The organism is Azospirillum sp. TSO22-1 (assembly GCF_003116015.1).
Classification (GTDB): domain Bacteria; phylum Pseudomonadota; class Alphaproteobacteria; order Azospirillales; family Azospirillaceae; genus Azospirillum.
This window is the reverse complement of sequence record NZ_LGQZ01000014.1, coordinates 44,469-66,125: the sequence shown is the minus strand read 5'-3', so window position 1 is coordinate 66,125 and position 21,657 is coordinate 44,469. Positions and strand designations below refer to the sequence as shown.

The window sequence follows — 21,657 nt, the reverse complement described above, 5'->3', positions numbered from 1 at the left end:
CTGGGTCAGTCCGCCACACTCAGTCCGTCGTGGCTTCCGGGCCGTTGTCCTCCCCACCCTCGTCACTTGCCGTGCCGGCGTTGTCCCCGCCGTTGCCGTTCTCCTCCTCCGCGATCGAGGCCACCGACACCACCCGCTCGTCCGCGCCGACGCGGAACAGCGTGACACCCAGCGTCTTGCGGCCGGCGACGCGCACGTCGTGGATCGGCATGCGGATGACCTGGCCGCCGTTGGTGACCATCATCACCTGGTGCGACTCCTCCACCGGGAACGCGGCGACGACGGCGCCGTTGCGCTCCGCCATCTCCATGTTCCAGATGCCCTGGCCGCCGCGGTTGGTGATGCGGTACTCGTACGACGAGGTGCGCTTGCCGAAGCCGCGCTCCGACACGGTGAGCACGTACTGCTCCAGCCGCTTCAGCTCCTCGTAGCGCTCCTGGGTCAGCGTGACCGCCTCGGCCGGCACGTCCTCCGCCTCCGGCGCCGCCTCGCCCTCCATGTCGAGCCCCTCCTCGCGCTTGCGCTTGAGGTAGGCGGCGCGATCCTCGGGGCTCGCCTCGACGTGGCGCAGGATCGACATCGAGATGACCTCGTCGCCGTCGGCCAGCCGAATGCCGCGCACGCCGGTCGAGGTGCGGCCGGCGAAGACGCGCACGTCCGACATGGCGAAGCGGATGCACTTGCCGCCCTGCGTCGCCAGCAGGACGTCGTCGTCCTCCGAGCAGGTGCGCACGGCGATCAGCCGCTCGCCCTCCTCCTCCAGCTTCATGGCGATCAGGCCGTTGGAGCGGATGTTCTGGAAGTCCGACAGCTTGTTGCGGCGCACGTTGCCCTTCGAGGTGGCGAACATCACGTGCAGTTCGCTCCAGGTCGCCTCGTCCTCCGGCATCGGCATGACGGTGGAGATGGTCTCCCCGTCCTCCAGCGGCAGCAGGTTGACGAACGCCTTGCCGCGGCTCTGCGGGTTGCCGAGCGGCAGGCGGTAGACCTTCAGCTTGTAGACCACCCCCTTGGTAGAGAACAGCAGCAGCGGCGTGTGCGTGTTGAGCACGAACAGGTCGGCGACCGCGTCCTCCGCCTTCGTGCTCATGCCCGAGCGGCCCTTGCCGCCGCGCTTCTGCGCGCGGTAGGTGCTGAGCGGCGTGCGCTTGACGTAGCCGGACTGGCTGACGGTGACGACCATGTCCTCGCGCTGGATCAGGTCCTCGATGTCGGACTCGAACTCCAGGTCCAGCATCTCGGTGCGGCGCGGCGTGCCGAACCGCACCTTCATCTCCACCAGTTCGTCGCGCAGGATGCCCAGCAGCTTCCCGCGGTTGGCCAGCGTCTCCAGGTAGTCGGCGATCTGGTCGGTGACCTCCTTCAGCTCACCGCCGATTTTATCGCGTTCCAGGCCGGTCAGCCGGTGCAGGCGCAGTTCCAGGATGGCCTTGGCCTGATCCTCGGAAAGGCGGTAGGTGCCGGCCTCCGACACGCCGCGGCCCGGCTCGTCGATCAGTTCGATCAGCGGGGCGACGTCCAGCGCCGGCCACTCGCGGGCCACCATCTCCTCGCGGGCCGAGGCCGGGTCGGGGGCGCGGCGGATCAGCGCGATCATCTCGTCCAGGTTCGCCACGGCGACCGCCAGGCCCACCAAGGTGTGGGCGCGCTCGCGCGCCTTGCCCAGCAGGAACTCGGTGCGCCGGGTGATGACCTGCTCGCGGAAGGCGACGAACGCCTCGATGACCTTCTTGAGGTTCAGCAACTCCGGCCGGCCGCCATTCAGCGCCAGCATGTTCACGCCGAACGAGGTCTGCAGTTGGGTGTGGCGGAACAGCTGGGCCAGCACCACGTCGGGCACGGCGTCGCGCTTCAGCTCGACCACCACGCGCACACCGTCGCGGTCGGACTCGTCGCGCAGGTCAGAGATGCCCTCGATGGTCTTGTCGTTGACCACCTCGCCGATGCGCTCCATCAGCTTGGACTTGTTGACCTGGTACGGGATCTCGGTGGCGACGATGGCGAGGCGGTCCTTGCGGATCTCCTCGATCTCGGTCTTGGCGCGCAGGATGATCGAGCCGCGGCCGGTCTGCAGCGCCGAACGGCTGCCCGAACGGCCGAGGATGACGCCGCCCGTCGGGAAGTCCGGACCGGGGACGAACTCCATCAGTTCGTCGAGCGTGATCTCGTTGTTGTCGATGTAGGCGCAGCAGGCGTCGATCACCTCGCCCAGATTGTGGGTCGGGATGTTGGTCGCCATGCCCACGGCGATGCCGCCGGCGCCGTTCACCAGCAGGTTCGGGAAGCGCGCCGGCACCACCAGCGGCTCGCGGCCGGAATCGTCGTAGTTCGGCCCGAAGTCGACGGTGTCCTTGTCGATGTCGTCGAGCAGCGATTCGGCCGCCTTGGCCAGCCGCGCCTCGGTGTAGCGCATGGCCGCCGGCGGGTCGCCGTCCATCGAACCGAAGTTGCCCTGCCCGTCGATCAGCGGCAGGCGCATGGAGAAATCCTGCGCCATGCGGACCATGGCGTCGTAGATCGCCGAATCGCCGTGCGGGTGATACTTACCCATCACGTCGCCGACGATGCGCGCCGACTTCTTGTAGGGCTTGCTCGAATCGTAGCCGCCTTCCTTCATCGCGTAGAGGATGCGGCGGTGCACGGGCTTCAGCCCGTCGCGCACGTCGGGCAGCGCGCGGCTCACGATCACGCTCATCGCGTAATCGAGGTACGAGCGGCGCATCTCGTCTTCGAGATTGATCGGCGCGATGTCGGAGGCGGGGGGAAGCGGGGTCGTGCTCAAGCGGAACTCATGACTCGGGGTCTGGGAAACGCGTGCATAACACGCGCCGGACGGCCTAGGCAAAACGCCCGGCGGACCGGACCATATATATGGTATTTCCTAGCAGGTTTCGCACGTGCACACAACCGTACCCCACCCGAAAACGGGTCAGCGGCGGCTGAGATTCGCGAAGCGCAAGGACAGGATCGACACCGACACCACGCTGGCGATCAGGATGCCGTCGAACAGCCCCTGTTCCTCCCGTCCCAGCGCGAACGCCGACAGCGCGGCGGCCGGCAGCATCACCACGGCATAGGACACGAAGTGCAGCATGGTGGGCACCCACGCGTCGTGCCTGCCGCGCAGCGCGTTGGCCATCACCACCTGCCCGCCATCCGCCACCAGGATCCAGGCGCTGAAGGCGATCAGCGGCACGACGCGCTCCAGCAGGGCCGGGTCGTTGCTGTAGATGCCCGCCACCGGCCCCGGGATCACCGCGTACACCACACCGACCAGCGTCAGGAACACCGAGGTGACGGCCAACCCGCTCCAGCCGGCCAGCGCCATGTCCAGCCGGTCGCCGCGCCCGAGCGCCACGGCGACGCGCACCGCTGTGGCCGAAGCCAGCCCGACCGCCGCCATGAAGGGCAGCGCGATCAGGTTCAGCGCCACCGTGTAGGCGCCGAGCGCCAGCGGCGAGATCAGTCCGGCCAGCAGCCCGAGCGCGGCGAAGGACGCGCTCTCCACGCCGATGCTCAGGCCGGCGGCGTAGCCCAGGGCGCGCTGCCTGACCGCGCCGCTCCACCAGCCGGCCCAGCCGCCGCGCACGCCCCAGCGGGCGTGGTCGCGCATCCACCAGACATAGGCGACCAGCCCCAGGCCCATGGCCCAGCGGATCAGCGTCGTCGCCCACGCCGAGCCGAGCGCCCCCAGCGACGGCAGCCCCCAGGCCCCCCACACCAGCCCGTAGGCCAGCCCGAGGTTCACCAGGTTGCCGGCCACCATGGCGAGCATCACCGGCACCGGCCGCTTCAGTCCCTCCAGGAAGAAGCCGGTCGTGGTGTAGAGCATCATCCCCGGCATGCCGAGGCCGAGCACGGCCAGCACCCGGGCGCCGCCCTCGGCGACGTGCGGCTCCTGCCCGGTCATGCGGAACAGCGGCCCGCCGAGCAGCGCCGCCGCCAGCGCCATCAACCCGCCCATCAGCAGCGCGTACGGCACCGAGCGGCGCCAGACCAGCCCGCACTCCTCCTGCCGGTCGGCGCCGAGCGCGTGCGCCACCATCGCCACGGTGCCCATCAGCAGGCCGACGCCGACGCCGATCATCATGTTGCTGGGCAGGTGGGCGAGCCCGAAGAACGCCAGCTGCTCGGCGCTGAAGCGGCCGACGATGGCGGTGTCCACGGCCATCATCACCATCAGCCCGGCGCGCGAGACGATCACCGGCCCGGCAAGGCGCAGCAGCTCCGCGGTGTGGCCGCGCAGGCGTCCGGTCAGGGTGGCGGGTCTCTCGATGGCGTCGGCGGTCATGGCTGCACATTTGTTGGGCGGACACATCTTGTGGCTGCGGAAAGCCCGGTCAAGCGCCACCGCCGCCGCACAGGGCACCCTTGCGCGGAACGCGGAACCAAGCGCGCCACCGGCCCGTTCTCCAGGGACCGTCTTTTCCCTGGAAGAGTGAGGGACCATGTCGCGCAGCATCCACCTTCCGTTCACGCAGATCCTCCTGCTGGGCATCCTTCTGTCGTCGGCCGCGCTGCTCAGCGGCTGCAACACCGCCGCAGGGCTGGGTCAGGATGTGCAAGCCGGCGGCCGCGCCGTCGAACGCGCCGCCGAGTGACGGAGCCCCACCATGGCCGATCCGACTCCGCAGACTCCCGAGGTGCCGCCACCGGGTGGCCCAACCCCGCCGACACCCGACCGCCCCGCGCCGTCGCCCGAGCCGCGAGTGCCGCCGAATCCGGAAATCCCGCCGGAGATCACGCCGCCCGAGGGCGATCCGATGCCGGGCACCCCGCGGCCGTTCACCGCGTAAACAGCCCGTGGAGGCAACCGAACTTCCCGCAATCAGAGCGATCGTCGCGTTCGACGAAGCTCTGCGCGACCGACTTCTGCTGGCCTGCGGACCGGGCACCGTTGCCGCGGCGCGAGTGCTTGCCGTCCTGACGTCGCGCTATGCGCTGGCGCCGGCGGCGCTCGCCGCGTGGCAGTTGGGCCATGCGTCCGGCCGCCATCACGTGGCCGTCGCGGGACGGGCCGTGGTGGCGGCCCTGGCGGCCGAGGCGGTCGCCACCACGGCCGTCAAGATGATCGCCCGCCGACGACGCCCGCCGCGTTCCGGCCGGCCTCCCAACAACCGCTCCATGCCGTCCGGCCACACCGCCAACGTCGCGGCGGCGGCCACCGCGCTCGCCGCCGCGACGGACAGCGACGTGGTGCTGGCGACGGGCATGCTGCTGGCCGTGCTCACCGCCGCGAGCCGCGTCGCGGTGAACCGGCATTGGGCGTCCGACGGAGTCGCCGGCCTGCTGCTGGGCTATGCCTGCACCAAGCTGACAGTGCCCCTCACCGTGAGGCGGCCATAAAAAATGCGGGGCCGCGAGGCCCCGCATTCCGTACGAACCACCGTTCCTTAGAACGGGATCTCGTCGTCCAGGTCGTCGTGCCGGGGCGGAGCGCCACCGCCACTGCCACCGCCGGGACCGCGGCCACCGCCACCACCCCCGCCGTAGCCGCCTCCACCACCGCTGCCGCCGCGCGACTCGTACCCGCCGCCACCGCCGCCGTAGCCGCCACCGCCGCCTTCAGCGCCGCGGTCGCCGCCCATGAAGTCGATCTCGGCGACGCGCACCGACATCTGCGCGCCGCGGGTGCCGTCGCGCTTCTCGTACTCGCGCAGGGTCACCTCGCCGGAGACCACCACGCCCTTGCCCTTGGTCAGGTGCGGGGCCAGCGACTCCGCGCGGCGGCCCCAGATCGAGCAGTCCACCCACTGCGTCGTCTTGCGCTCGCCGAAGCCCACGTCGTTGGCGACGCGGAAGCCCAGCACCTTCTCGCCGCTCTGCGTGGTGCGCAGTTCCGCATCCGCACCGAGCCGCCCCGTAAACGTCCACACATTCATTGCCAGATCCTCCGACGCGCATGCTCGACACCTTCCGGCCCGATCGGCCGCCCGGCGGCGGGGCGTCCAGATGTCGAGGGTTCCTGTTCGCAGGGCCGGATATGTTGTGTGTCCGCACGCCCCGCGTCGCGCCAACCAAGCACGAGCGGAGCCATGCGGTCAATCACCGCCTTGGCTCGTCCCCACCCACCCGGCCGCGCCACGCACCCGCGCTGCCGGAGAGAACGTTCAGGGAACAAATATAGCAGAGCGGGTCGGGTTTGGAAATGGCTTCTTGCGCCGACTCGACGGCCGCGCTCCGGGTGGTAATCTCACCCTCCCCCGCACATATCTGTGCGGCTCCATTCGGGGTGGCATTCCCTACGGCTTTCGGCTAAGAACACTCCATGAACAAATACATCAGCGTCCGCGGCGCCCGCGAGCACAACCTGAAGAACATCGACGTGGATCTGCCGCGCGATCAACTGGTCGTGATCACCGGCCTGTCCGGCTCGGGCAAGTCGTCGCTGGCGTTCGACACCATCTACGCCGAGGGCCAGCGCCGCTACGTCGAGAGCCTGTCCGCCTACGCGCGCCAGTTTCTGGAGTTGATGCAGAAGCCCGACGTCGAGTCCATCGAGGGGCTGTCGCCGGCCATCTCCATCGAGCAGAAGACCACCTCGAAGAACCCGCGCTCCACCGTCGGCACGGTGACGGAGATCTACGACTACATGCGCCTGCTGTGGGCGCGCGTCGGCATCCCCTACTCGCCCGCCACCGGCCTGCCCATCGAGAGCCAGACGGTCAGCCAGATGGTCGACCGCATTCTGGAGATGCCGGAAGGCACCCGCCTGCTGCTGCTTGCCCCCTTCGTGCGCGGCCGTAAGGGCGAGTACAAGAAGGAGATCCAGGACCTCCGCAAGCGCGGCTTCCAGCGCGTGCGCGTCGATGGCGAGATGCACGAGATCGACTCGGTCCCGGCACTCAACAAGAAGCTGAAGCACGACATCGAGGTGGTGGTCGACCGCATCGTCGTGCGCGAGGGGCTCGGCAGCCGGCTGGCCGATTCGCTGGAGACGGCGCTGAACCTCGCCGATGGCATCGTGTTCGTGGAGAACGCCGACACCCACGAGCAGACGGTGTTCTCGCAGAAGTTCGCCTGCCCGGTCTCCGGCTTCACCATCCCGGAGATCGAGCCGCGGCTGTTCTCCTTCAACAACCCGTTCGGCGCCTGCCCGGCGTGCGACGGCCTGGGCTCCAAGATCTACTTCGACCCGATGCTGGTGGTGCCGGACGAGCGCCTCAGCCTGGGCAAGGGCGCCATCGCGCCGTGGGCCGGCTCGTCGTCGAAGTACTACGACCAGACGCTGCTCAGCATCTGCCAGCATTTCGGCGTCAGCATGACGACGCCCTGGTCCGACCTGCCGGAGACGGTCCGCGACCTGATCCTGTTCGGCTCCAAGGGGCAGGCCATCACCATGACCTACGACGACGGCCTGCGCAGCTACCAGACGCACAAGGCGTTCGAGGGCATTGTCAACAACCTGGAGCGCCGCTACAAGGAGACCGACAGCGCCTGGATGCGCGAGGAGCTGTCGAAGTACCAGAGCGCCCAGCCCTGCGACACCTGCAAGGGAGCCCGCCTGAAGCCCGAGGCGCTGGCGGTGAAGGTCGCCGGCAAGCACGTCTCCGAGGCCGCCGAGCTGTCCATCGCCGACGCCGGCCGCTGGTTCGCCGGCCTGAACGAGCACCTGCGCCCCAAGGACCGCGAGATCGCCGTCCGCATCCTCAAGGAGATCAACGAGCGCCTGGGCTTCCTCAACGCGGTGGGCCTGGAGTACCTGACCCTGAGCCGCGGTTCCGGCTCGCTGTCCGGCGGCGAGAGCCAGCGCATCCGCCTCGCCTCGCAGATCGGCTCGGGCCTGACCGGCGTGCTGTACGTGCTGGACGAGCCCTCCATCGGCCTGCACCAGCGCGACAACGACCGGCTGCTGGGGACGCTCAAGCGCCTGCGAGACATCGGCAACACGGTGATCGTCGTCGAGCACGACGAGGACGCCATCCGCACCGCCGACTACCTGGTGGACATGGGCCCGGGCGCCGGCTCGCACGGCGGCCAGGTGATCGCCCACGGCACGCCGGCCGAAGTGCAGAAGAACCCGGAGAGCATCACCGCCGCCTACCTCAACGGCACCCGCGCCATCCCCGTGCCGGACCGCCGCCGGCCCGGCCACAAGGGCCAGTTCCTGGAGGTGATCGGCGCCCGCGCCAACAACCTGCAGGACGTCTCGGCGAAGGTCCCGCTGGGCACCTTCACCTGCGTCACCGGGGTGTCCGGCGGCGGCAAGTCCACCCTGGTCATCGAGACGCTGTACAAGGCCGTCGCCCGCCGTCTGATGGGTGCGCGCGAGCACCCGGCCGAGCACGACGACGTGCGCGGACTGGAGCATCTGGACAAGGTCATCGACATCGACCAGTCGCCCATCGGCCGCACGCCGCGCTCCAACCCCGCCACCTACACCGGCGCCTTCACGCCGATCCGCGACTGGTTCGCCGGGCTGCCGGAGGCCAAGGCGCGCGGCTACGGCCCCGGCCGCTTCTCGTTCAACGTCAAGGGCGGGCGCTGCGAGGCCTGCCAGGGCGATGGCGTCATCAAGATCGAGATGCACTTCCTGCCGGACGTCTACGTCACCTGCGACGTCTGCCACGGCAAGCGCTACAACCGCGAAACGCTGGAGGTCCTGTACCGCGACAAGTCCATCGCCGACGTGCTGGACATGACGGTCGAGGAGGGCGCGGAGTTCTTCAAGGCGGTGCCGTCGATCCGCGACAAGATGGACACGCTGCAGCGCGTCGGCTTGGGCTACATCCACATCGGCCAGCCGGCGACGACGCTGTCCGGCGGCGAGGCGCAGCGCGTCAAACTGTCGAAGGAGCTGAGCCGCCGCGCCACCGGCCGCACCCTCTACATCCTCGACGAGCCGACGACCGGCCTGCACTTCGCCGACGTCGAGAAGCTGCTGGAGGTGCTGCATGCGCTGGTCGACCAGGGCAACACCGTGCTGGTGATCGAGCACAACCTGGAAGTCATCAAGACCGCCGACTGGATCATCGACCTCGGCCCCGAGGGCGGCACTGGCGGCGGCGAGATCGTCGCGGCCGGTACGCCGGAGGAGGTGGCGCAGGTCGAGCGCAGCTACACCGGCCAATATCTCGCGCCATACCTCAAGCAGCGGGCGAAGACCCGAAAGAGGGCGTAAGGAAACAAACAGGCGCTATCCCGCGTTCTCGTAGTGTCTGCAACGGAACGAGGGTATACCCCATGAAGACCGTGTCCCTGGCGCTTGCCGCCGGCATCGCCCTGCTCGCCTCCGCCTGCACCTATGTTGAGCGCGAACCGACCACCGTGGCCGTGCCCGCCCCGGCCACCAGCCAGACCACCACCACGACCACGGCGCCGCTCGCCGGCTCCTCCACCACCACGGTGACGCCGGCTCCGGGCGCGGTCATCGAGCGCAGCACGACGACCACCCGCACCTACTGACCGGACGCACACCCCCGAAAGGCAACGAACCCCTGCTCACACTGTTGAGCAGCCGTTGTTTCCGTTTGTGAGGAGGAGCTACGATGAAGCGCACCCTGACCGGCATCGCTCTGGCGCTTGGCGCCACCCTGCTCGTCGCCGCCTGCGGTTCGGACGAGACGACCCGCTCGACCACCACCACGACCACCACGACGGCGCCGAGCGCCGGCTCGTCCACCGTGGTCACCCCGGCCCCGAGCACGACGATCGAGCGCAACACGACGACCAAGACATACTGATCGGCCCGGCACCGATCCACGACGCCGGCCCCTCCCCAGCGGGAGGGGCCGCCTTCGTTTCGGGAGCCCCAAACGCTTGTCGTCCGGGCGCGAAGAGGCTAACTGACAGGGCTCCATCGCAGTCGAGCCCAGTCCCATGACCACTCCCCGTCCCGTCCACGTCATCGGCGGCGGCCTCGCCGGTTCGGAAGCCGCGTGGCAGCTCGCCTCGGCCGGCGTTCCCGTCGTCCTGCACGAGATGCGCCCGGTCCGCGCCACCGAGGCGCACCACACCGACAGGTTCGCCGAACTGGTGTGTTCCAACTCCTTTCGCTCGGACGACGCGGAGTACAACGCGGTCGGCCTGCTGCACGAGGAGATGCGGCGCTGCAACTCGCTGATCCTGCGTTGCGCCGACGCGCACAAAGTGCCGGCCGGCGGTGCGCTGGCCATGGACCGCGACGGCTTCGCCGGCGCAGTGACCGAGGCGCTCTCTACCCACCCCCTCATCACCATCGTGCGCGAGGAGGTCGCCGGCCTGCCGCCGGAGGATTGGGACAGCGTGATCGTCGCCACCGGCCCCCTCACCTCCCCCGCCCTGGCCGAGGCGGTGCGCGCCTTCACCGGCGAGGAGTCGCTGGCCTTCTTCGACGCCATCGCCCCCATCGTCTACCTGGAGAGCATCGACCTCTCCAAGGCGTGGTTCCAGTCGCGCTACGACAAGCCCGGCCCCGGCGGCACCGGCAAGGACTACATCAACTGCGCCTTCGAGAAGGACGAGTACCGCGCCTTCATCGACGCGCTGGTGACCGGCGAGAAGGCCGACTTCAAGGACTGGGAGAAGACCACGCCCTACTTCGAGGGCTGCCTGCCCATCGAGGTGATGGCGGAGCGCGGCGTCGACACCCTGCGCTACGGCCCGATGAAGCCGGTCGGCCTGACCAACCCGCACAAGCCGGAGCGCCGCCCCTACGCCGTGGTGCAGTTGCGCCAGGACAACGCGCTGGGCACGCTCTACAACCTCGTCGGCTTCCAGACCAAGCTGAAGCACGCCGAGCAGGTCCGCATCTTCCGCATGATCCCCGGCCTGGGAAAGGCGGAGTTCGCCCGCCTCGGCGGCATGCACCGCAACACCTTCCTGAACAGCCCGCGCCTGCTGGACAGGACGCTGCGCCTGAAGGCACAGCCGCGCCTGCGCTTCGCCGGGCAGGTCACCGGTTGCGAGGGCTATGTGGAGAGCGCGGCCGTCGGCCTGCTGTCCGGCCTGTTCACGGCGGCCGAACGCCTGGGACGCCAACAGCCGCCGCCGCCCGTCACCACGGCGCTCGGCGCGCTGCTCGGCCACATCACTGGCGGGGCCGAAGCGGAAACCTTCCAACCGATGAACGTCAACTTCGGCCTGTTCCCGCCGGTCGATGACCGCATCCGCGGTCGCGAGCGCAAGCGCGCCTACACGCAGCGCGCATTGGAGGATCTGGCCGGCTGGTTGAACACCGAATCGGCATCTGCTCAATAATTGACCCAAACGTAAACCATCTTTCCTTTATCGGCACGCTGACGCTATGGTCATACCAACCGGCGCAGACCGGCGCGGAAAAGGACTGAGCTGATGAGTGTGGGCAAACTCCGGATCGGCGGCCGGATCTTCGCCGGATTCGCCATCGTGCAGGCGCTGGTGATCGCGCTGAACGTCATTGCGGTGCTCGGGCTGGATGTGGTGCGCGGCAAGTTCGATGCCTTCGCCGACATGGCGCACGACGCCACCGCGGTGGACGAGCTTGAGCTGGGCGCCGCCACCCTGCAGCGCCACACCAACGCCTTCCTGGCGTCGCGCGCGCCGGAGGCGTTCCAGCAGGCCGAACGCGCCTTCGAGGCGTTCGCCCGCGCCGTCGCCGAGGCCCAGCGGGAGGTCAGCCACCCCACCCGCTCGCCGCTCATACAGGGCATCGCCGGTCAGACCGACGCCTACCGCGCCGCACTCGCCCGCCTTGGCGAGTTGACCACCAAGCGCAACGAGGTGGTGGACGGCCCGCTCGCCCGCAGCACCAACAACATGCGCACCAAGCTCGGCGAATTGGCGGAATCCGCCGCGACCGACGGCGAGCATCGCATCGCCTACCTCGCCGCCGCGGCGCAGGAGAAGCTGCTGACGGCGCAGGCTCACGCCATGAAGTACCTGGACACCCACGCCCAGACGGAGTCGGTCTACGCGCTGTCCAAGCTGAAGGAACTCGCCGCGGCCATCGCCGAGCTGGACAAGCAGGTCAAGGAGGTTCACCATAGCGAGCTGCTGGCCGGAGCGCTCGCCAGCATCCCGCGCTTCGAGTCCTCCATCGAGACACTGGTCGCCGTCGTCGGCGAGAGCGAGCGCCTGCGCACCGAGACCCTCGACCGCATCGGTGCCCAGATCGCCGAGAAGGCCGGCGCCATCCGCACCTCGGTCAAGGCCGACCAGGGCGTGATCGAGCGCGAGGCCACCGGCGCCGCGCAGGCGACCGAGCAACGCTCCATCGTCCTCACCGTGCTGGCGGTGGCGCTCGGCATGCTCGCCGCGTGGTGGATCGGCCGTGGCATCACCAAGCCGATCCACGCCATGACCGCCGCCATGGACCGGCTTGCCAAGGGCGAGTTGGGCACCGAGGTGCCGCACCGCGGCCGCCATGACGAGATCGGCGAGATGGCGCAGGCGGTTCAAGTGTTCAAGGACAATGCCCAGGCCATGGAGCGCATGCGCGAGGAGCAGGTGCAGCAGGAGCACCGCGCCGAGGCGGAGAAGCGCCGCGCCATGGCGCAACTCGCCGACAGCTTCGAGGCCAGCGTGCGCACGGTGGTGGAGGGGGTCTCCACCTCGGCCACGCAGCTCGAATCCAACGCGCAACGCCTGTCGGCCACCGCCGAACAAAGCCGCGGGCAGGCCGCCGTGGTTGCCAGCTCGGCACAGCAGACCGCAGCCAACGTCCAGACCGTGGCCGCATCCGCCGAGGAGATGACCAGCTCCATCGGCGAGATCACTCGGCAGGTCGGCCAGTCCGCCGCCATCGCGCAGCGCGCCCAGGACCGCGCCCAGGCCACCAGCACCACCGTCCGCGCGCTCGCCGATCAGGCCCGCACCATCGGCGAGGTGGTGAACCTGATCAACGACATCGCCAGCCAGACCAACCTCCTCGCCCTCAACGCGACGATCGAGGCGGCGCGGGCCGGTGAAGCCGGCAAGGGGTTCGCGGTGGTAGCCAGCGAGGTGAAGAATCTCGCGACCCAGACCGCCCGGGCGACGGAGGACATCGGCCAGCAAATCACCGCCATGCAGGGAGCGACCGGCAGCGCGGTGGAAGCCATCGTCGACATCGTCCAGACCATCGCCGAGATCAACCAGATCGCCACCACCATCGCCGCCGCGGTCGAGCAGCAGGACGCCGCGACCCGCGAAATCGCCCGCAACGTCCAACAGGCGGCGGTCGGCACGCAGGACATCTCGTCCACCATCGGGCAGGTCCAGCAGGCCGCCGACGGCACCGGCTCCGCCGCCGGCGAGGTCCTGCACGCCGCCCGTGCCCTGTCGGAACAGTCGGTGCGGCTGTCCGGCGAGGTGGAGCGGTTCATCCGGCAGGTGCGCGGGGTATAGGTGCTAGTACCGCCCCCGCACCGCCGCCCAGGCCAGCTTGAGCTGGCGCATCGGGTGCGGCATCTGCACACGGGCCGCTAGGACCTCATGGTCCTCGCGCGCCAGCACGCCCAGGTAGATGTCGGCCAGCGTTGCCCCCAGCAGCGCCGGCACCGCCGCACGCGGCACCTCCCGCCGCACCGCCCGCGCCTTGGCCAGATGCTCGCGCGCCCGCTCCGCCACCTCGCGCACCACCGGCCGCAGCTTGTCCCCGGCCTTACCCTCGATCACGTCGCGCACCCGCACGCCGTGCGCGGCGAGCCGGTCCGCCGGCAGCAGCACACGGTTCTGCCGGGCGAGGTGCGGCACCGCGCGCAGCAGCCCCGCCAAGGCATAGGCGACAGCCGCGTGCTGCCCCGCCTCGGCCGCCGCGGCGTCGCGCATGCCAAGCGTCTCCAGCGCCAGCAGCACCAGCGGTGCCGCCGTCGCGTCGGCGTAGTTGACCAGACAGTCCAGGCTGGCCGGCGGCTCGTCGTCCAGGTCGGCCTCGCGGGCGTCGATCAGGCGGTCGAAGTGGCCGCGGGTCAGCCCGTGCCCCCGGATGGCCTCCGCCAGCGGTTGCGTCACCGCGTGCACCGGCGCCGCGCCGCCCTCGTAGGCGGCCTCGACCGCGTCGCGCCACCATTGCAGGCGCATCTGGCCGAGCATCGGCTCGCTGACGACCTCGCGGGTCTTGGCGATCTCGATGTTGAAGGCGCACAGGGCGAACAGCGTCTCGCGCCGCTCCGCCGGAGCGAATAGGCAGGTCAGAAAACGGTCGTTGTCGTATCGCCGAACCTCCTGTCCGCAATAAGACAGGTCGGCTGCTTCATTCGCCATCGGGGGCCGGTCCGGAAAAATAGGGGTGGAGGCATCGTTGGGACGGGTCAAGGCCCGGGCGGCGATTATATTAGGGTACAAGGGGCGGCGCGCCAGCCCCGATTGGCAGCAGGAGCAGGCGAGCGATGGCCGATTTCAACGTCGTCCCGACCACCACCCCCAAGCCTGGTCCCTTCGCGCGCAAGGACGCGCGCAGCGAGAATTTTCCGGTGGCCTCGCGGCTGATCCCGCGCCACCTGCGCCCGCACGTGATGGCGTTCTACAAGTTCGTGCGGCTGGCCGACGATATCGCCGACGACCCCGACCTTGAGGCGGAGAGCAAGCTCGCCTACCTCGACGCGCTGGAGCGCGCCCTGACCTCCGGTCAGGCCAAGCACGCCTACCTGAAGCCGGCGCTCGACCTGCGCGCCAGCCTGCAGGCGACCGGTGTGTCCGACCGCCACGCACGCCAGGCGCTGCGCGCCTTCCGCCGCGACTCCGTGGGGGCTCGCTGCCACACTTGGAGCGACCTGCTGCTGTACTGCCGATTCTCGGCGAACCCGGTTGGCCGCTACCTGCTGGAGTTGCACGGCGAGGGGCCGGAGGCCGGGCCGGCGGCGGACGCGCTGTGCTCGGCGCTGCAGGTGCTCAACCACCTGCAGGACGTGCGGGACGACTGGGCGGCGCTCGGCCGCTGCTACGTACCGCTGGCGTGGTTCGACGAGGCCGGCGTCAGCGTCGAGCGTCTGGTGGAATCCGAATCCGACCCCAAGCTGCGGGCCATCTTCGACCGCCTGCTCGACCACACCGACCGTCTGATCGAGCGCGCCTCGGCCCTGCCCGGCATGATCAAGCACCGCGGCCTGCGCATGGAGGCCGCCGTGATCCTCAGCGTTGCGGAATCGCTTGCGTATCGGCTCCGGGTGCGCGATCCCATGAAGACGCGCGTCGAGCTGGCGGCGCACCAGAAGGTGTTTGCCCTGGCCCGCGGCATCGCGCGAGGAATCACGCAGTAGCAGGATGAGGGAATGACCGCACCGCTGTCGGACATCGCGCCGGACTCCTCCGGCGACACACCGGCGGCGGTGGCGGGGCGCTCGGGCAGCACCTTCTACTGGCCGATGCTGCTGTTGCCGCGATCCAAGCGCGCGGCGATGTTCGCCATCTACGCCTACTGCCGCCACATCGACGACATCGTCGATGAGCCGGGCGACCCCAAGGCCAAGCATCAGGCCCTGCACGCGTGGCGCCAAGAGATCCGCAACCTCTACGCCGGCGGCGCCCCGTCCAGCCCGATGGCCGCCGCGCTGAAGGGCGCCATCGAGCGCTACGGCCTGCCGCGCGCCGAGCTGGAGGCGGTGATCGACGGCATGGCCATGGACCTCTCCGGCGCCATGCGGGCACCCGACCTGCACACGCTGGGCGTCTACTGCCGCCGGGTGGCCGGAGCGGTGGGGCTGCTGGCGATCCGCGTCTTCGACCGCGCCGATGTCTCCACCGAGGCCTTCGCCATTGCGCTGGGCGAGGCGTTGCAGCTGACCAACATCCTGCGGGATCTCGCCGAGGACGCGCCGCTCGGCCGGCTCTACCTGCCGCGCGAGGTGCTGATGGGCGCCGGCATCTTCTCCGTCGATCCCGCGGAAGTGCTCGCCAACCCCAACCTGCCGCAGGCCTGCGAGGCGTTGGCACTGCGCGCCGAGACGCGCTTCGCCGAGGCGAGGCTGGCTCTGGCCCGCTGCAACCGCCGCCGGCTATGGGCGGCCGAGGCCATGATGCTGCTGTACCGTCGCCTGCTCGCCCGCCTGACAGCCCGGGGCTGGCACGACCTGTCGCGCGGCGTGCGCATCAAGAAGCGCGAGTGCGCCTGGGTGACCCTGCGCTGCGCACTTGGCCGGCCGCCGTCAGCGTGACCACCACCCACATCGCCGGCGCCGGCCTTGCCGGGCTTGCCTGCGCGCTGCGCCTCGCCGAGGCCGGCCACCGCGTCGTCGTCTACGAAGCCGCCCCGCAGGCCGGTGGCCGCTGCCGCTCCTTCCACGACGCCACGCTCGACCGCGTGATCGACAATGGCAGCCACCTCGTGCTGAGCGGCAACCGGGCGCTGCTCGGTCTGCTGGAGCGTGTCGGCGCGCGCGACCGGCTGGCCGAGGTCCACCCTGCCGCCTTTCCCTTCCACGACCTCCGCACCGGCCAGCACTGGACCCTGTGTCCCGGCGGCCTGTGGTTGTTCGACGAGGCGCGCCGCGTGCCGGGCAGCCGGGTGCGCGACTACCTCGCGGCGTTGACGCTGCTGACCGCGGGCAGGACGGCCACGGTCGCCGACGCGCTGCCACCCGGAGGGGCGTTGTACGAACGGCTGTGGGCGCCGTTGGTGGTCTCCGGCATCAACATGCCCTACGAGAAGGCCTCGGCCCGCCTCTTCGCCGCGATCCTGCGCGAGACGCTGCTGCGCGGCGAGGCGGCCTGCCGCCCGCAGATCGCGACGAAGGGGCTGTCGCACGCCTTCATCGAACCGATCCTAGGGCGCCTGAAGGCCCTCGGCGCCACCGTGCACCTTAACGTCCGGGTCGAGGCGGTGGACCCCACCGGCTTCCGTGCCGCCGGCGTGCGTGTGGACCTCGGAGCCGACGGGTCGCTGGTCCTTGCCCTGCCGGCCTGGGGCGTGGAAAAGCTGCTGCCGGAGGTGACGGCGCCGCCGCCCGGCCCGGCCATCGTCAACGCGCATTTCCGGCTGGACCGTCCCGCCCCCCTGCCCGGAGGCCTGCCCTTCCTGGCGCTGGTCGGCGGTACGGCCGAGTGGCTGTTCGCCCGTGGCGACGTGTTGTCGGTGACGGTCAGCGCCGCCGATGCGCTGGCCGCGTTGCCGGCGGAGGAGATCGCCGCGCAGCTGTGGGCCGATGCGGCGGGGGCGCTGGGCACCGCCGCCCCCCTGCCCCCGTACCGAGTCGTCAAGGAACGGCGCGCCACCACCGATCAAAGCCCGACGCACGCCGCCTCCCGCCCCCCGGCGCGCACCGCACATCCCACGCTGTTCCTGGCCGGCGACTGGACCGACACCGGCCTGCCGGCTACGCTGGAGGGCGCTGTGCGCTCCGGCGAGCGGGCGGCGGAGGCGGTCCTGCGCGCTCGGATTACCCCTTTTGCGCGCCTCGGCCGATTTCCGGCCTTCACTTTGCGGCGCAGCGGACATATTTGAGCCCTGGAGGCGAAGTGCCGAGCAAGGCACCGCACGCAATCAAGAAGAGAGGGTATCGATCCTATGGCGTTCGAACTGCCGCCGCTCCCGTACGCGTATGACGCCCTGGAGCCGTTCATGTCGTCGCAGACCCTGCATCTGCACCATGACAAGCACCACCAGACCTACGTCACCAACCTGAACAACCTGACGAAGGATTCGCCCCTCGCCAACGCCAGCCTGGAAGAGCTGATCCAGCAGTCCGCCGGCGACGCCGGCAAGGTCGGCATCTTCAACAACGCCGGCCAAGTGTGGAACCACACCTTCTACTGGCAGAGCATGAAGAAGAACGGCGGCGGCGCCATCCCGTCCGAGCTGGAGAAGCGCATCGTTTCCGACTTCGGCTCGGTCGACAAGTTCAAGGAGGAGTTCTCGCAGGCCGCCATCACGCAGTTCGGCTCGGGCTGGGCGTGGCTCTACATCGAAGGCGGCAAGCTGAAGGTCTCCAAGACCGGCAACGCCGACACCCCGGTCGCCAAGGGCCTGTTCCCGCTGCTGACCGTCGACGTGTGGGAGCACGCCTACTACGTCGATTACCAAAACCGCCGCGCCGACTTCGTGAAGGCGTTCCTGGAAAGCCTGGTGAACTGGGAGTTCGTCGCCGAGCGCCTCTCGAAGGCCCCGGCCTGAGACGTACACGTACAGACGTACGGATACAAAGAGGGCCCCCGGCAGGGGGCCCTTTCTCGTTTCCCTAGGCGGGAAGCAGTGCCGCCGCCACCCGTCGCCCTTCCGCCAGAAGCACGTTGTACGTCCGGCAGGCGGCGCCGGTGTCCATGCCGTCCACAACGACGCCGCGCGCCCGCAGGCTCTCGCGGAGCGCCCGCGGCACCAGTTGGTTGCGCGGCCCGGCGCCAAGCAGCAGGATCTCCACCGGTGGGTCGGCCTCGGTGATCGGGGCAAAGCTCTCCACCGTCAGGGCGGCGAATCCGGTAACCTCCCAGGTCAGGGTGCGGTCGGGGAACACGATCAGCGGGCCGGGCAGCCACGTGCCGCGCACGCAGAACTGCCCGTCGCCGTAGCCGTCGATGACCTGCCGATCCGCCGGGATGAGCGGCGTGACATCCATGCCGGAATACCTTGCTGTCTACGGGACCTGCTGCGGCTGACCGCCGGGAGCGGTGGCCTCGGGAGCGCCGCGGCGCAGGCGGTTCTCGCCCAGGAACAGCAAGATGGGCGCGGCGATGAAGATCGACGAGGATGTCGCCAGGAAAATGCCGAAGATCAGCACGATGCCGAACTCCTGCAACGCCTCGCCGCCGAAGACCGCCAGCGGGATGATCGACAGCAGCGTCGCCAGCGAGGTGCCCAGCGTGCGGTTCAAAGTCTCGTTGATCGACAGATCGATCAGCTCGCGCAGCGGCATCTTCTTGTAGATGCGCAGATTCTCGCGCATGCGGTCGTACACCACCACCTTGTCGTTGATGGAGTAGCCCATGATCGTGAGGATCGCGGCGATCGCCGTCAGGTTGAACTGCAGGTCGAACAGCACGTAGAAGCCGATGGTCTTGGTCACGTCCAGCAACAGCGTGACCACCGCGCCGGCGCCGAACTGCCATTCGAAGCGGAACCAGATGTAGATCAGCATCGCGCCCATGGCGAGGCCGAGCGCCAACATGCCGTTGCGGAACAGCTCGCCCGACACCGAGGCGCCCACCGCCTCGACGCGGCGCACCTGGGTGCCCGGGAACTCCTTGGCCAGCGTGGCGCGAACCTGGTCGGCGGCGCGCTGCTGCGCGGCGTCGTCGCCCGGCTGGCGCTCCAGCCGGATCAGCACGTCGTTGGCCGAGCCGAACTCCTGCAACGCCGCCGTGCCCATGTTGAGGCCGTGCAGGACGTGGCGCACCTTGCCGAAGTCAGTGGCCTCCGGCGTGCGCGCCTCGATGACGATGCCGCCGGCGAAGTCGATGCCGTAGTTCAGCCCCGGATAGAAGTAGAGCCCCACCGACAGCACCGAGAGCACGATGGAGGTGATGATGCCGGCGTAACGGCCGCGCATGAACGGGATGCGCGTGTTGTCCGGGACGAGGCGGAGATGGAACATGGGATCTTCCCCCTTACACCGGCAGCGCGGCGGGCTTGGCCCGGCGCAGCCAGCTCACCATCAGCAGGCGGACCAGCACGGTGGCGGTGAACATGGAAATCAGGATGCCGAAGGTGATGGTGACCGCGAAGCCCTTCACCGTGCCGACGCCGAAGATGAACAGCAGCGCCATCTTGATGGCGGTGGTCAGGTTGGCGTCGATGATCGTGGCGTAGGCGCGCGAGAAGCCGGCCTCCATCGCCGCGAACGGCGTGCGGCCCTTCTTGGCCTCCTCGCGGATGCGCTCGTTGATCAGGATGTTGGCGTCGACCGCGAGGCCCAGCATCAGCAGGATGCCGGCGATGCCCGGCAGCGTCAGCGTGGCCTGCATGATCGACAGCGCGGCGATGGTCAGCACCAGGTTGACCAGCAGGCCGAAGCACGCCATGGCGCCGAACAGCCCGTAGGCGGCGAGCATGTAGACGCACACCATGCCAAAGCCGACGATCACCGAGATCAGGCCGGCACGGATCGAATCGGCGCCGAGATCGGGGCCGACCGTGCGCTCCTCGATCACCTTCAGCGGCGCCGGCAGCGCGCCGGCGCGCAGCAGCACGGCGAGGTCGTTGGCCGACTGGGCGTTGAAGCTGCCGCTGATCTGGCCGCGGCCGCCGGTGATCGGTTCACGGATGACCGGAGCCGAGATCACCTTGTTGTCGAGCACGATGGCGAAGGGCCGGCCAACGTTCTGCTTGGTCACCTCGGCAAAGCGGCGGGCACCCTGGGAGTCGAACTCGAAGTTCACCACCCACTCGCCGTTCTGGTTGTTGGTGCCGGCGGTGGCGTTGGTCAGGTTGGCGCCGTCCACCTCGATCTTGCGGCGGATGACATAGCTGCCCTGGCCACGGCCACCCTCTGCGCTCGGCAGGATCTCCGAGCCCGGCGGGGCGCGGCCGGTGGACGGATCGGCGTTCGGATCGACCAGACGGAAGGTCATCTTCGCTGTGGTGCCGAGCAGCCGCTTCACGCGGTCCGGGTCGTCCACGCCGGGCAGCTGGACCAGGATGCGGTCCAGTCCCTGGCGGGCGATGGTCGGCTCGCTGACGCCGGTCTCGTCGATGCGGCGGCGGACGATCTCGATGGACTGCTCGACCGCCTGCTGGGCGCGCTGGCGCACCGCCTCGTCGCTGAGCGCCAGCGTGACGGTGTTGCCATTGACCGACGTGGTGATGTCCGGCAGGCCGCCGCCCAGCGGCCCGCCGCCAACGTTGATGGCGAGCTGCTTGAGCTGTCGCACCGCCTCCTCCGCCTGCGCCGGGTCGCGCAGCTGGATGGTCACCTGCCGGTCGCCGGCCGACAGGCCGGTGTAGCCGATGTTGGCGGTGCGCAGCTGGGTGCGGGCACCGTCCACGAGGCCTTCCAGGCGCTCGCGGACGACCGCGCCCATATCGACCTCGAGCAGCAGGTGCGAGCCGCCGCGCAGGTCGAGGCCGAGGTGCACGCGGTTCTGCCCGTACCAGTGCGGCAGGGCGGCCAGCGTGTCCCGGCCGAGGACGTTCGGCAACGCAAGGACGATGCCCAGCAGGCAGACCGCCAGGATCGTGTAGATCTTCCAACGCGAGAAGTAGAGCATGCTCTGCCGAACCCTCTAAAGCACAGACCGCGGCTTACTTGCGGCCAAACAGCTTGCCGAGGCCGCCCTTGCCCTCGTCCGCCTTCTCGGCGGGGGCGGCGGCCGTGTCGCCCGCGGCGGCGGGGGCGGAAGCGCCCTTGGCCGGCTCGGTGCGGGCGAGCACCAGATTGATGGTGCCGCGCATGCAGCGGACCTTGACGCCCTCGGCGATCTCGACCTGCAGCTCGTCGTTGTCCACCTTGCTGACGGTGCCGATGATGCCGCCGCCGGTCACGACGCGGTCGCCGCGGCGGATGGAGTCGAGCATCGCCTTGTGCTCCTTCTGCTTCTTCTGCTGCGGACGGATCAGCAGGAAGTAGAAGACGACGAAGATCAGGATCAGCGGCGCGAACTGAACGAGCATGTCGCCGCCCCCGGCGCCCCCGGCGGTCTGGGCGTAGGCCGTCGATACGAACATCCTGGTGGCTCCTTAATCTAATGAATCGTTGGCGCGCGGCATGATACGGGCGCGACTATAGCCGGCCCGGGGCGCGATGCAACGGGATTGGGCAATGCTGTTCGATGGCCCTACCGCTTGTCCGCCGCGCCCCCGGCCGGTACGGTGGCTCGCCGCCCATAGATGGACACGTCGGGGCGGCTTTCCAC

The 21,657-nt window shown here is 69.5% G+C and carries 19 protein-coding genes; 11 read left to right on the top strand and 8 right to left on the bottom strand.

The window, feature by feature from the left end; all coding sequences use genetic code 11:
* Window positions 1–19: 19 nt before the first annotated feature.
* Complete coding sequence (gyrA, locus tag TSO221_RS04570) at window positions 20–2,782, bottom strand: DNA gyrase subunit A (protein WP_109117295.1); 2,763 nt, start codon at window positions 2,780–2,782, stop codon at window positions 20–22.
* A gap of 147 nt (window positions 2,783–2,929) precedes the next feature.
* Window positions 2,930–4,291 carry an MATE family efflux transporter gene (locus TSO221_RS04565; protein ID WP_109117294.1) on the bottom strand — a complete coding sequence of 454 codons (1,362 nt, stop codon included), beginning with the start codon at window positions 4,289–4,291 and terminating at the stop codon, window positions 2,930–2,932.
* Window positions 4,292–4,448: 157 nt separating this feature from the next.
* On the opposite strand from TSO221_RS04565, the gene TSO221_RS04560 reads away from it, so the two are divergent.
* Complete coding sequence (locus TSO221_RS04560; protein WP_109117293.1) at window positions 4,449–4,601, top strand: entericidin A/B family lipoprotein; 153 nt, start codon at window positions 4,449–4,451, stop codon at window positions 4,599–4,601.
* 202 nt (window positions 4,602–4,803) lie between these two features.
* The gene (locus tag TSO221_RS04555) at window positions 4,804–5,346 is read left to right on the top strand and encodes a phosphatase PAP2 family protein (protein ID WP_158283988.1); all 543 of its coding nucleotides are present in this window, start codon (window positions 4,804–4,806) and stop codon (window positions 5,344–5,346) included.
* A gap of 47 nt (window positions 5,347–5,393) precedes the next feature.
* Here the strand turns inward: TSO221_RS04555 and TSO221_RS04550 are convergent, their stop codons facing one another.
* Entirely contained in the window at window positions 5,394–5,882 is a 489-nt protein-coding gene (locus tag TSO221_RS04550; RefSeq protein ID WP_109117291.1) for a single-stranded DNA-binding protein, read from the bottom strand.
* Window positions 5,883–6,268: 386 nt separating this feature from the next.
* Here TSO221_RS04550 and uvrA point away from each other — a divergent pair, with 386 nt between their 5' ends.
* The 5 genes from uvrA to TSO221_RS04525 all read left to right on the top strand — a co-directional run bounded on the left by uvrA (window position 6,269) and on the right by TSO221_RS04525 (window position 13,284).
* On the top strand, window positions 6,269–9,121 hold the full coding sequence (uvrA, locus tag TSO221_RS04545) for an excinuclease ABC subunit UvrA (RefSeq protein WP_109117290.1): 2,853 nt from the start codon (window positions 6,269–6,271) through the stop codon (window positions 9,119–9,121).
* A 62-nt stretch (window positions 9,122–9,183) separates the two neighbouring features.
* Window positions 9,184–9,405 (top strand): hypothetical protein, encoded by a 222-nt coding sequence (locus TSO221_RS04540; protein ID WP_109117289.1) that lies wholly within the window; start codon window positions 9,184–9,186, stop codon window positions 9,403–9,405.
* Between the two features lie 83 nt (window positions 9,406–9,488).
* On the top strand, window positions 9,489–9,683 hold the full coding sequence (locus TSO221_RS04535; RefSeq protein ID WP_109117288.1) for a hypothetical protein: 195 nt from the start codon (window positions 9,489–9,491) through the stop codon (window positions 9,681–9,683).
* A 136-nt stretch (window positions 9,684–9,819) separates the two neighbouring features.
* Window positions 9,820–11,178 carry a methylenetetrahydrofolate--tRNA-(uracil(54)-C(5))-methyltransferase (FADH(2)-oxidizing) TrmFO gene (gene trmFO / locus TSO221_RS04530; protein WP_109117287.1) on the top strand — a complete coding sequence of 453 codons (1,359 nt, stop codon included), beginning with the start codon at window positions 9,820–9,822 and terminating at the stop codon, window positions 11,176–11,178.
* A 93-nt stretch (window positions 11,179–11,271) separates the two neighbouring features.
* Window positions 11,272–13,284, top strand: a complete 2,013-nt coding sequence (locus tag TSO221_RS04525) for a HAMP domain-containing methyl-accepting chemotaxis protein (RefSeq protein WP_109117286.1) — start codon at window positions 11,272–11,274, stop codon at window positions 13,282–13,284.
* Window positions 13,285–13,287: 3 nt separating this feature from the next.
* Here the strand turns inward: TSO221_RS04525 and TSO221_RS04520 are convergent, their stop codons facing one another.
* A complete protein-coding gene (locus tag TSO221_RS04520) occupies window positions 13,288–14,142 on the bottom strand; it encodes a phytoene/squalene synthase family protein (protein WP_109117285.1) in 855 nt (284 codons plus the stop codon).
* Between the two features lie 125 nt (window positions 14,143–14,267).
* Here TSO221_RS04520 and TSO221_RS04515 point away from each other — a divergent pair, with 125 nt between their 5' ends.
* The 4 genes from TSO221_RS04515 to TSO221_RS04500 all read left to right on the top strand — a co-directional run bounded on the left by TSO221_RS04515 (window position 14,268) and on the right by TSO221_RS04500 (window position 17,986).
* On the top strand, window positions 14,268–15,137 hold the full coding sequence (locus tag TSO221_RS04515) for a squalene/phytoene synthase family protein (RefSeq protein ID WP_109117284.1): 870 nt from the start codon (window positions 14,268–14,270) through the stop codon (window positions 15,135–15,137).
* 12 nt (window positions 15,138–15,149) lie between these two features.
* On the top strand, window positions 15,150–16,031 hold the full coding sequence (hpnD, locus tag TSO221_RS04510) for a presqualene diphosphate synthase HpnD (protein ID WP_109117283.1): 882 nt from the start codon (window positions 15,150–15,152) through the stop codon (window positions 16,029–16,031).
* The gene (gene hpnE / locus TSO221_RS04505; RefSeq protein WP_109117427.1) at window positions 16,028–17,317 is read left to right on the top strand and encodes a hydroxysqualene dehydroxylase HpnE; all 1,290 of its coding nucleotides are present in this window, start codon (window positions 16,028–16,030) and stop codon (window positions 17,315–17,317) included. The genes hpnD and hpnE overlap by 4 nt, the downstream gene beginning before the upstream one ends.
* 63 nt (window positions 17,318–17,380) lie before the next feature.
* Window positions 17,381–17,986, top strand: coding sequence for a superoxide dismutase (locus TSO221_RS04500; RefSeq protein WP_109117282.1), 606 nt, complete (start codon window positions 17,381–17,383; stop codon window positions 17,984–17,986).
* A gap of 64 nt (window positions 17,987–18,050) precedes the next feature.
* Here the strand turns inward: TSO221_RS04500 and TSO221_RS04495 are convergent, their stop codons facing one another.
* The 4 genes from TSO221_RS04495 to yajC are packed head-to-tail and all read right to left on the bottom strand — an operon-like array spanning window position 18,051 to window position 21,469.
* Complete coding sequence (locus TSO221_RS04495) at window positions 18,051–18,425, bottom strand: Mth938-like domain-containing protein (protein ID WP_109117281.1); 375 nt, start codon at window positions 18,423–18,425, stop codon at window positions 18,051–18,053.
* A gap of 18 nt (window positions 18,426–18,443) precedes the next feature.
* Window positions 18,444–19,400, bottom strand: coding sequence for a protein translocase subunit SecF (gene secF, locus TSO221_RS04490; protein ID WP_109117280.1), 957 nt, complete (start codon window positions 19,398–19,400; stop codon window positions 18,444–18,446).
* Between the two features lie 13 nt (window positions 19,401–19,413).
* On the bottom strand, window positions 19,414–21,012 hold the full coding sequence (secD, locus tag TSO221_RS04485) for a protein translocase subunit SecD (protein WP_109117279.1): 1,599 nt from the start codon (window positions 21,010–21,012) through the stop codon (window positions 19,414–19,416).
* 34 nt (window positions 21,013–21,046) lie between these two features.
* The gene (gene yajC, locus TSO221_RS04480) at window positions 21,047–21,469 is read right to left on the bottom strand and encodes a preprotein translocase subunit YajC (protein ID WP_109117278.1); all 423 of its coding nucleotides are present in this window, start codon (window positions 21,467–21,469) and stop codon (window positions 21,047–21,049) included.
* Window positions 21,470–21,657: the final 188 nt, after the last annotated feature.

What these genes read in the sequence shown, in the direction of transcription:
- TSO221_RS04565 (WP_109117294.1), bottom strand. Translation starts at nt 4,291, where the DNA reads ATGACCGCCGACGCCATCGAGAGACCCGCCACCCTGACCGGACGCCTG.
- secF (WP_109117280.1), bottom strand. Translation starts at nt 19,400, where the DNA reads ATGTTCCATCTCCGCCTCGTCCCGGACAACACGCGCATCCCGTTCATG.
- TSO221_RS04520 (WP_109117285.1), bottom strand. Translation starts at nt 14,142, where the DNA reads ATGGCGAATGAAGCAGCCGACCTGTCTTATTGCGGACAGGAGGTTCGG.
- TSO221_RS04560 (WP_109117293.1), top strand. Translation starts at nt 4,449, where the DNA reads ATGTCGCGCAGCATCCACCTTCCGTTCACGCAGATCCTCCTGCTGGGC.
- TSO221_RS04550 (WP_109117291.1), bottom strand. Translation starts at nt 5,882, where the DNA reads ATGAATGTGTGGACGTTTACGGGGCGGCTCGGTGCGGATGCGGAACTG.
- hpnD (WP_109117283.1), top strand. Translation starts at nt 15,150, where the DNA reads ATGACCGCACCGCTGTCGGACATCGCGCCGGACTCCTCCGGCGACACA.
- TSO221_RS04500 (WP_109117282.1), top strand. Translation starts at nt 17,381, where the DNA reads ATGGCGTTCGAACTGCCGCCGCTCCCGTACGCGTATGACGCCCTGGAG.
- trmFO (WP_109117287.1), top strand. Translation starts at nt 9,820, where the DNA reads ATGACCACTCCCCGTCCCGTCCACGTCATCGGCGGCGGCCTCGCCGGT.
- TSO221_RS04495 (WP_109117281.1), bottom strand. Translation starts at nt 18,425, where the DNA reads ATGGATGTCACGCCGCTCATCCCGGCGGATCGGCAGGTCATCGACGGC.
- yajC (WP_109117278.1), bottom strand. Translation starts at nt 21,469, where the DNA reads ATGTTCGTATCGACGGCCTACGCCCAGACCGCCGGGGGCGCCGGGGGC.
- TSO221_RS04515 (WP_109117284.1), top strand. Translation starts at nt 14,268, where the DNA reads ATGGCCGATTTCAACGTCGTCCCGACCACCACCCCCAAGCCTGGTCCC.
- TSO221_RS04540 (WP_109117289.1), top strand. Translation starts at nt 9,184, where the DNA reads ATGAAGACCGTGTCCCTGGCGCTTGCCGCCGGCATCGCCCTGCTCGCC.
- TSO221_RS04525 (WP_109117286.1), top strand. Translation starts at nt 11,272, where the DNA reads ATGAGTGTGGGCAAACTCCGGATCGGCGGCCGGATCTTCGCCGGATTC.
- TSO221_RS04535 (WP_109117288.1), top strand. Translation starts at nt 9,489, where the DNA reads ATGAAGCGCACCCTGACCGGCATCGCTCTGGCGCTTGGCGCCACCCTG.
- secD (WP_109117279.1), bottom strand. Translation starts at nt 21,012, where the DNA reads ATGCTCTACTTCTCGCGTTGGAAGATCTACACGATCCTGGCGGTCTGC.
- uvrA (WP_109117290.1), top strand. Translation starts at nt 6,269, where the DNA reads ATGAACAAATACATCAGCGTCCGCGGCGCCCGCGAGCACAACCTGAAG.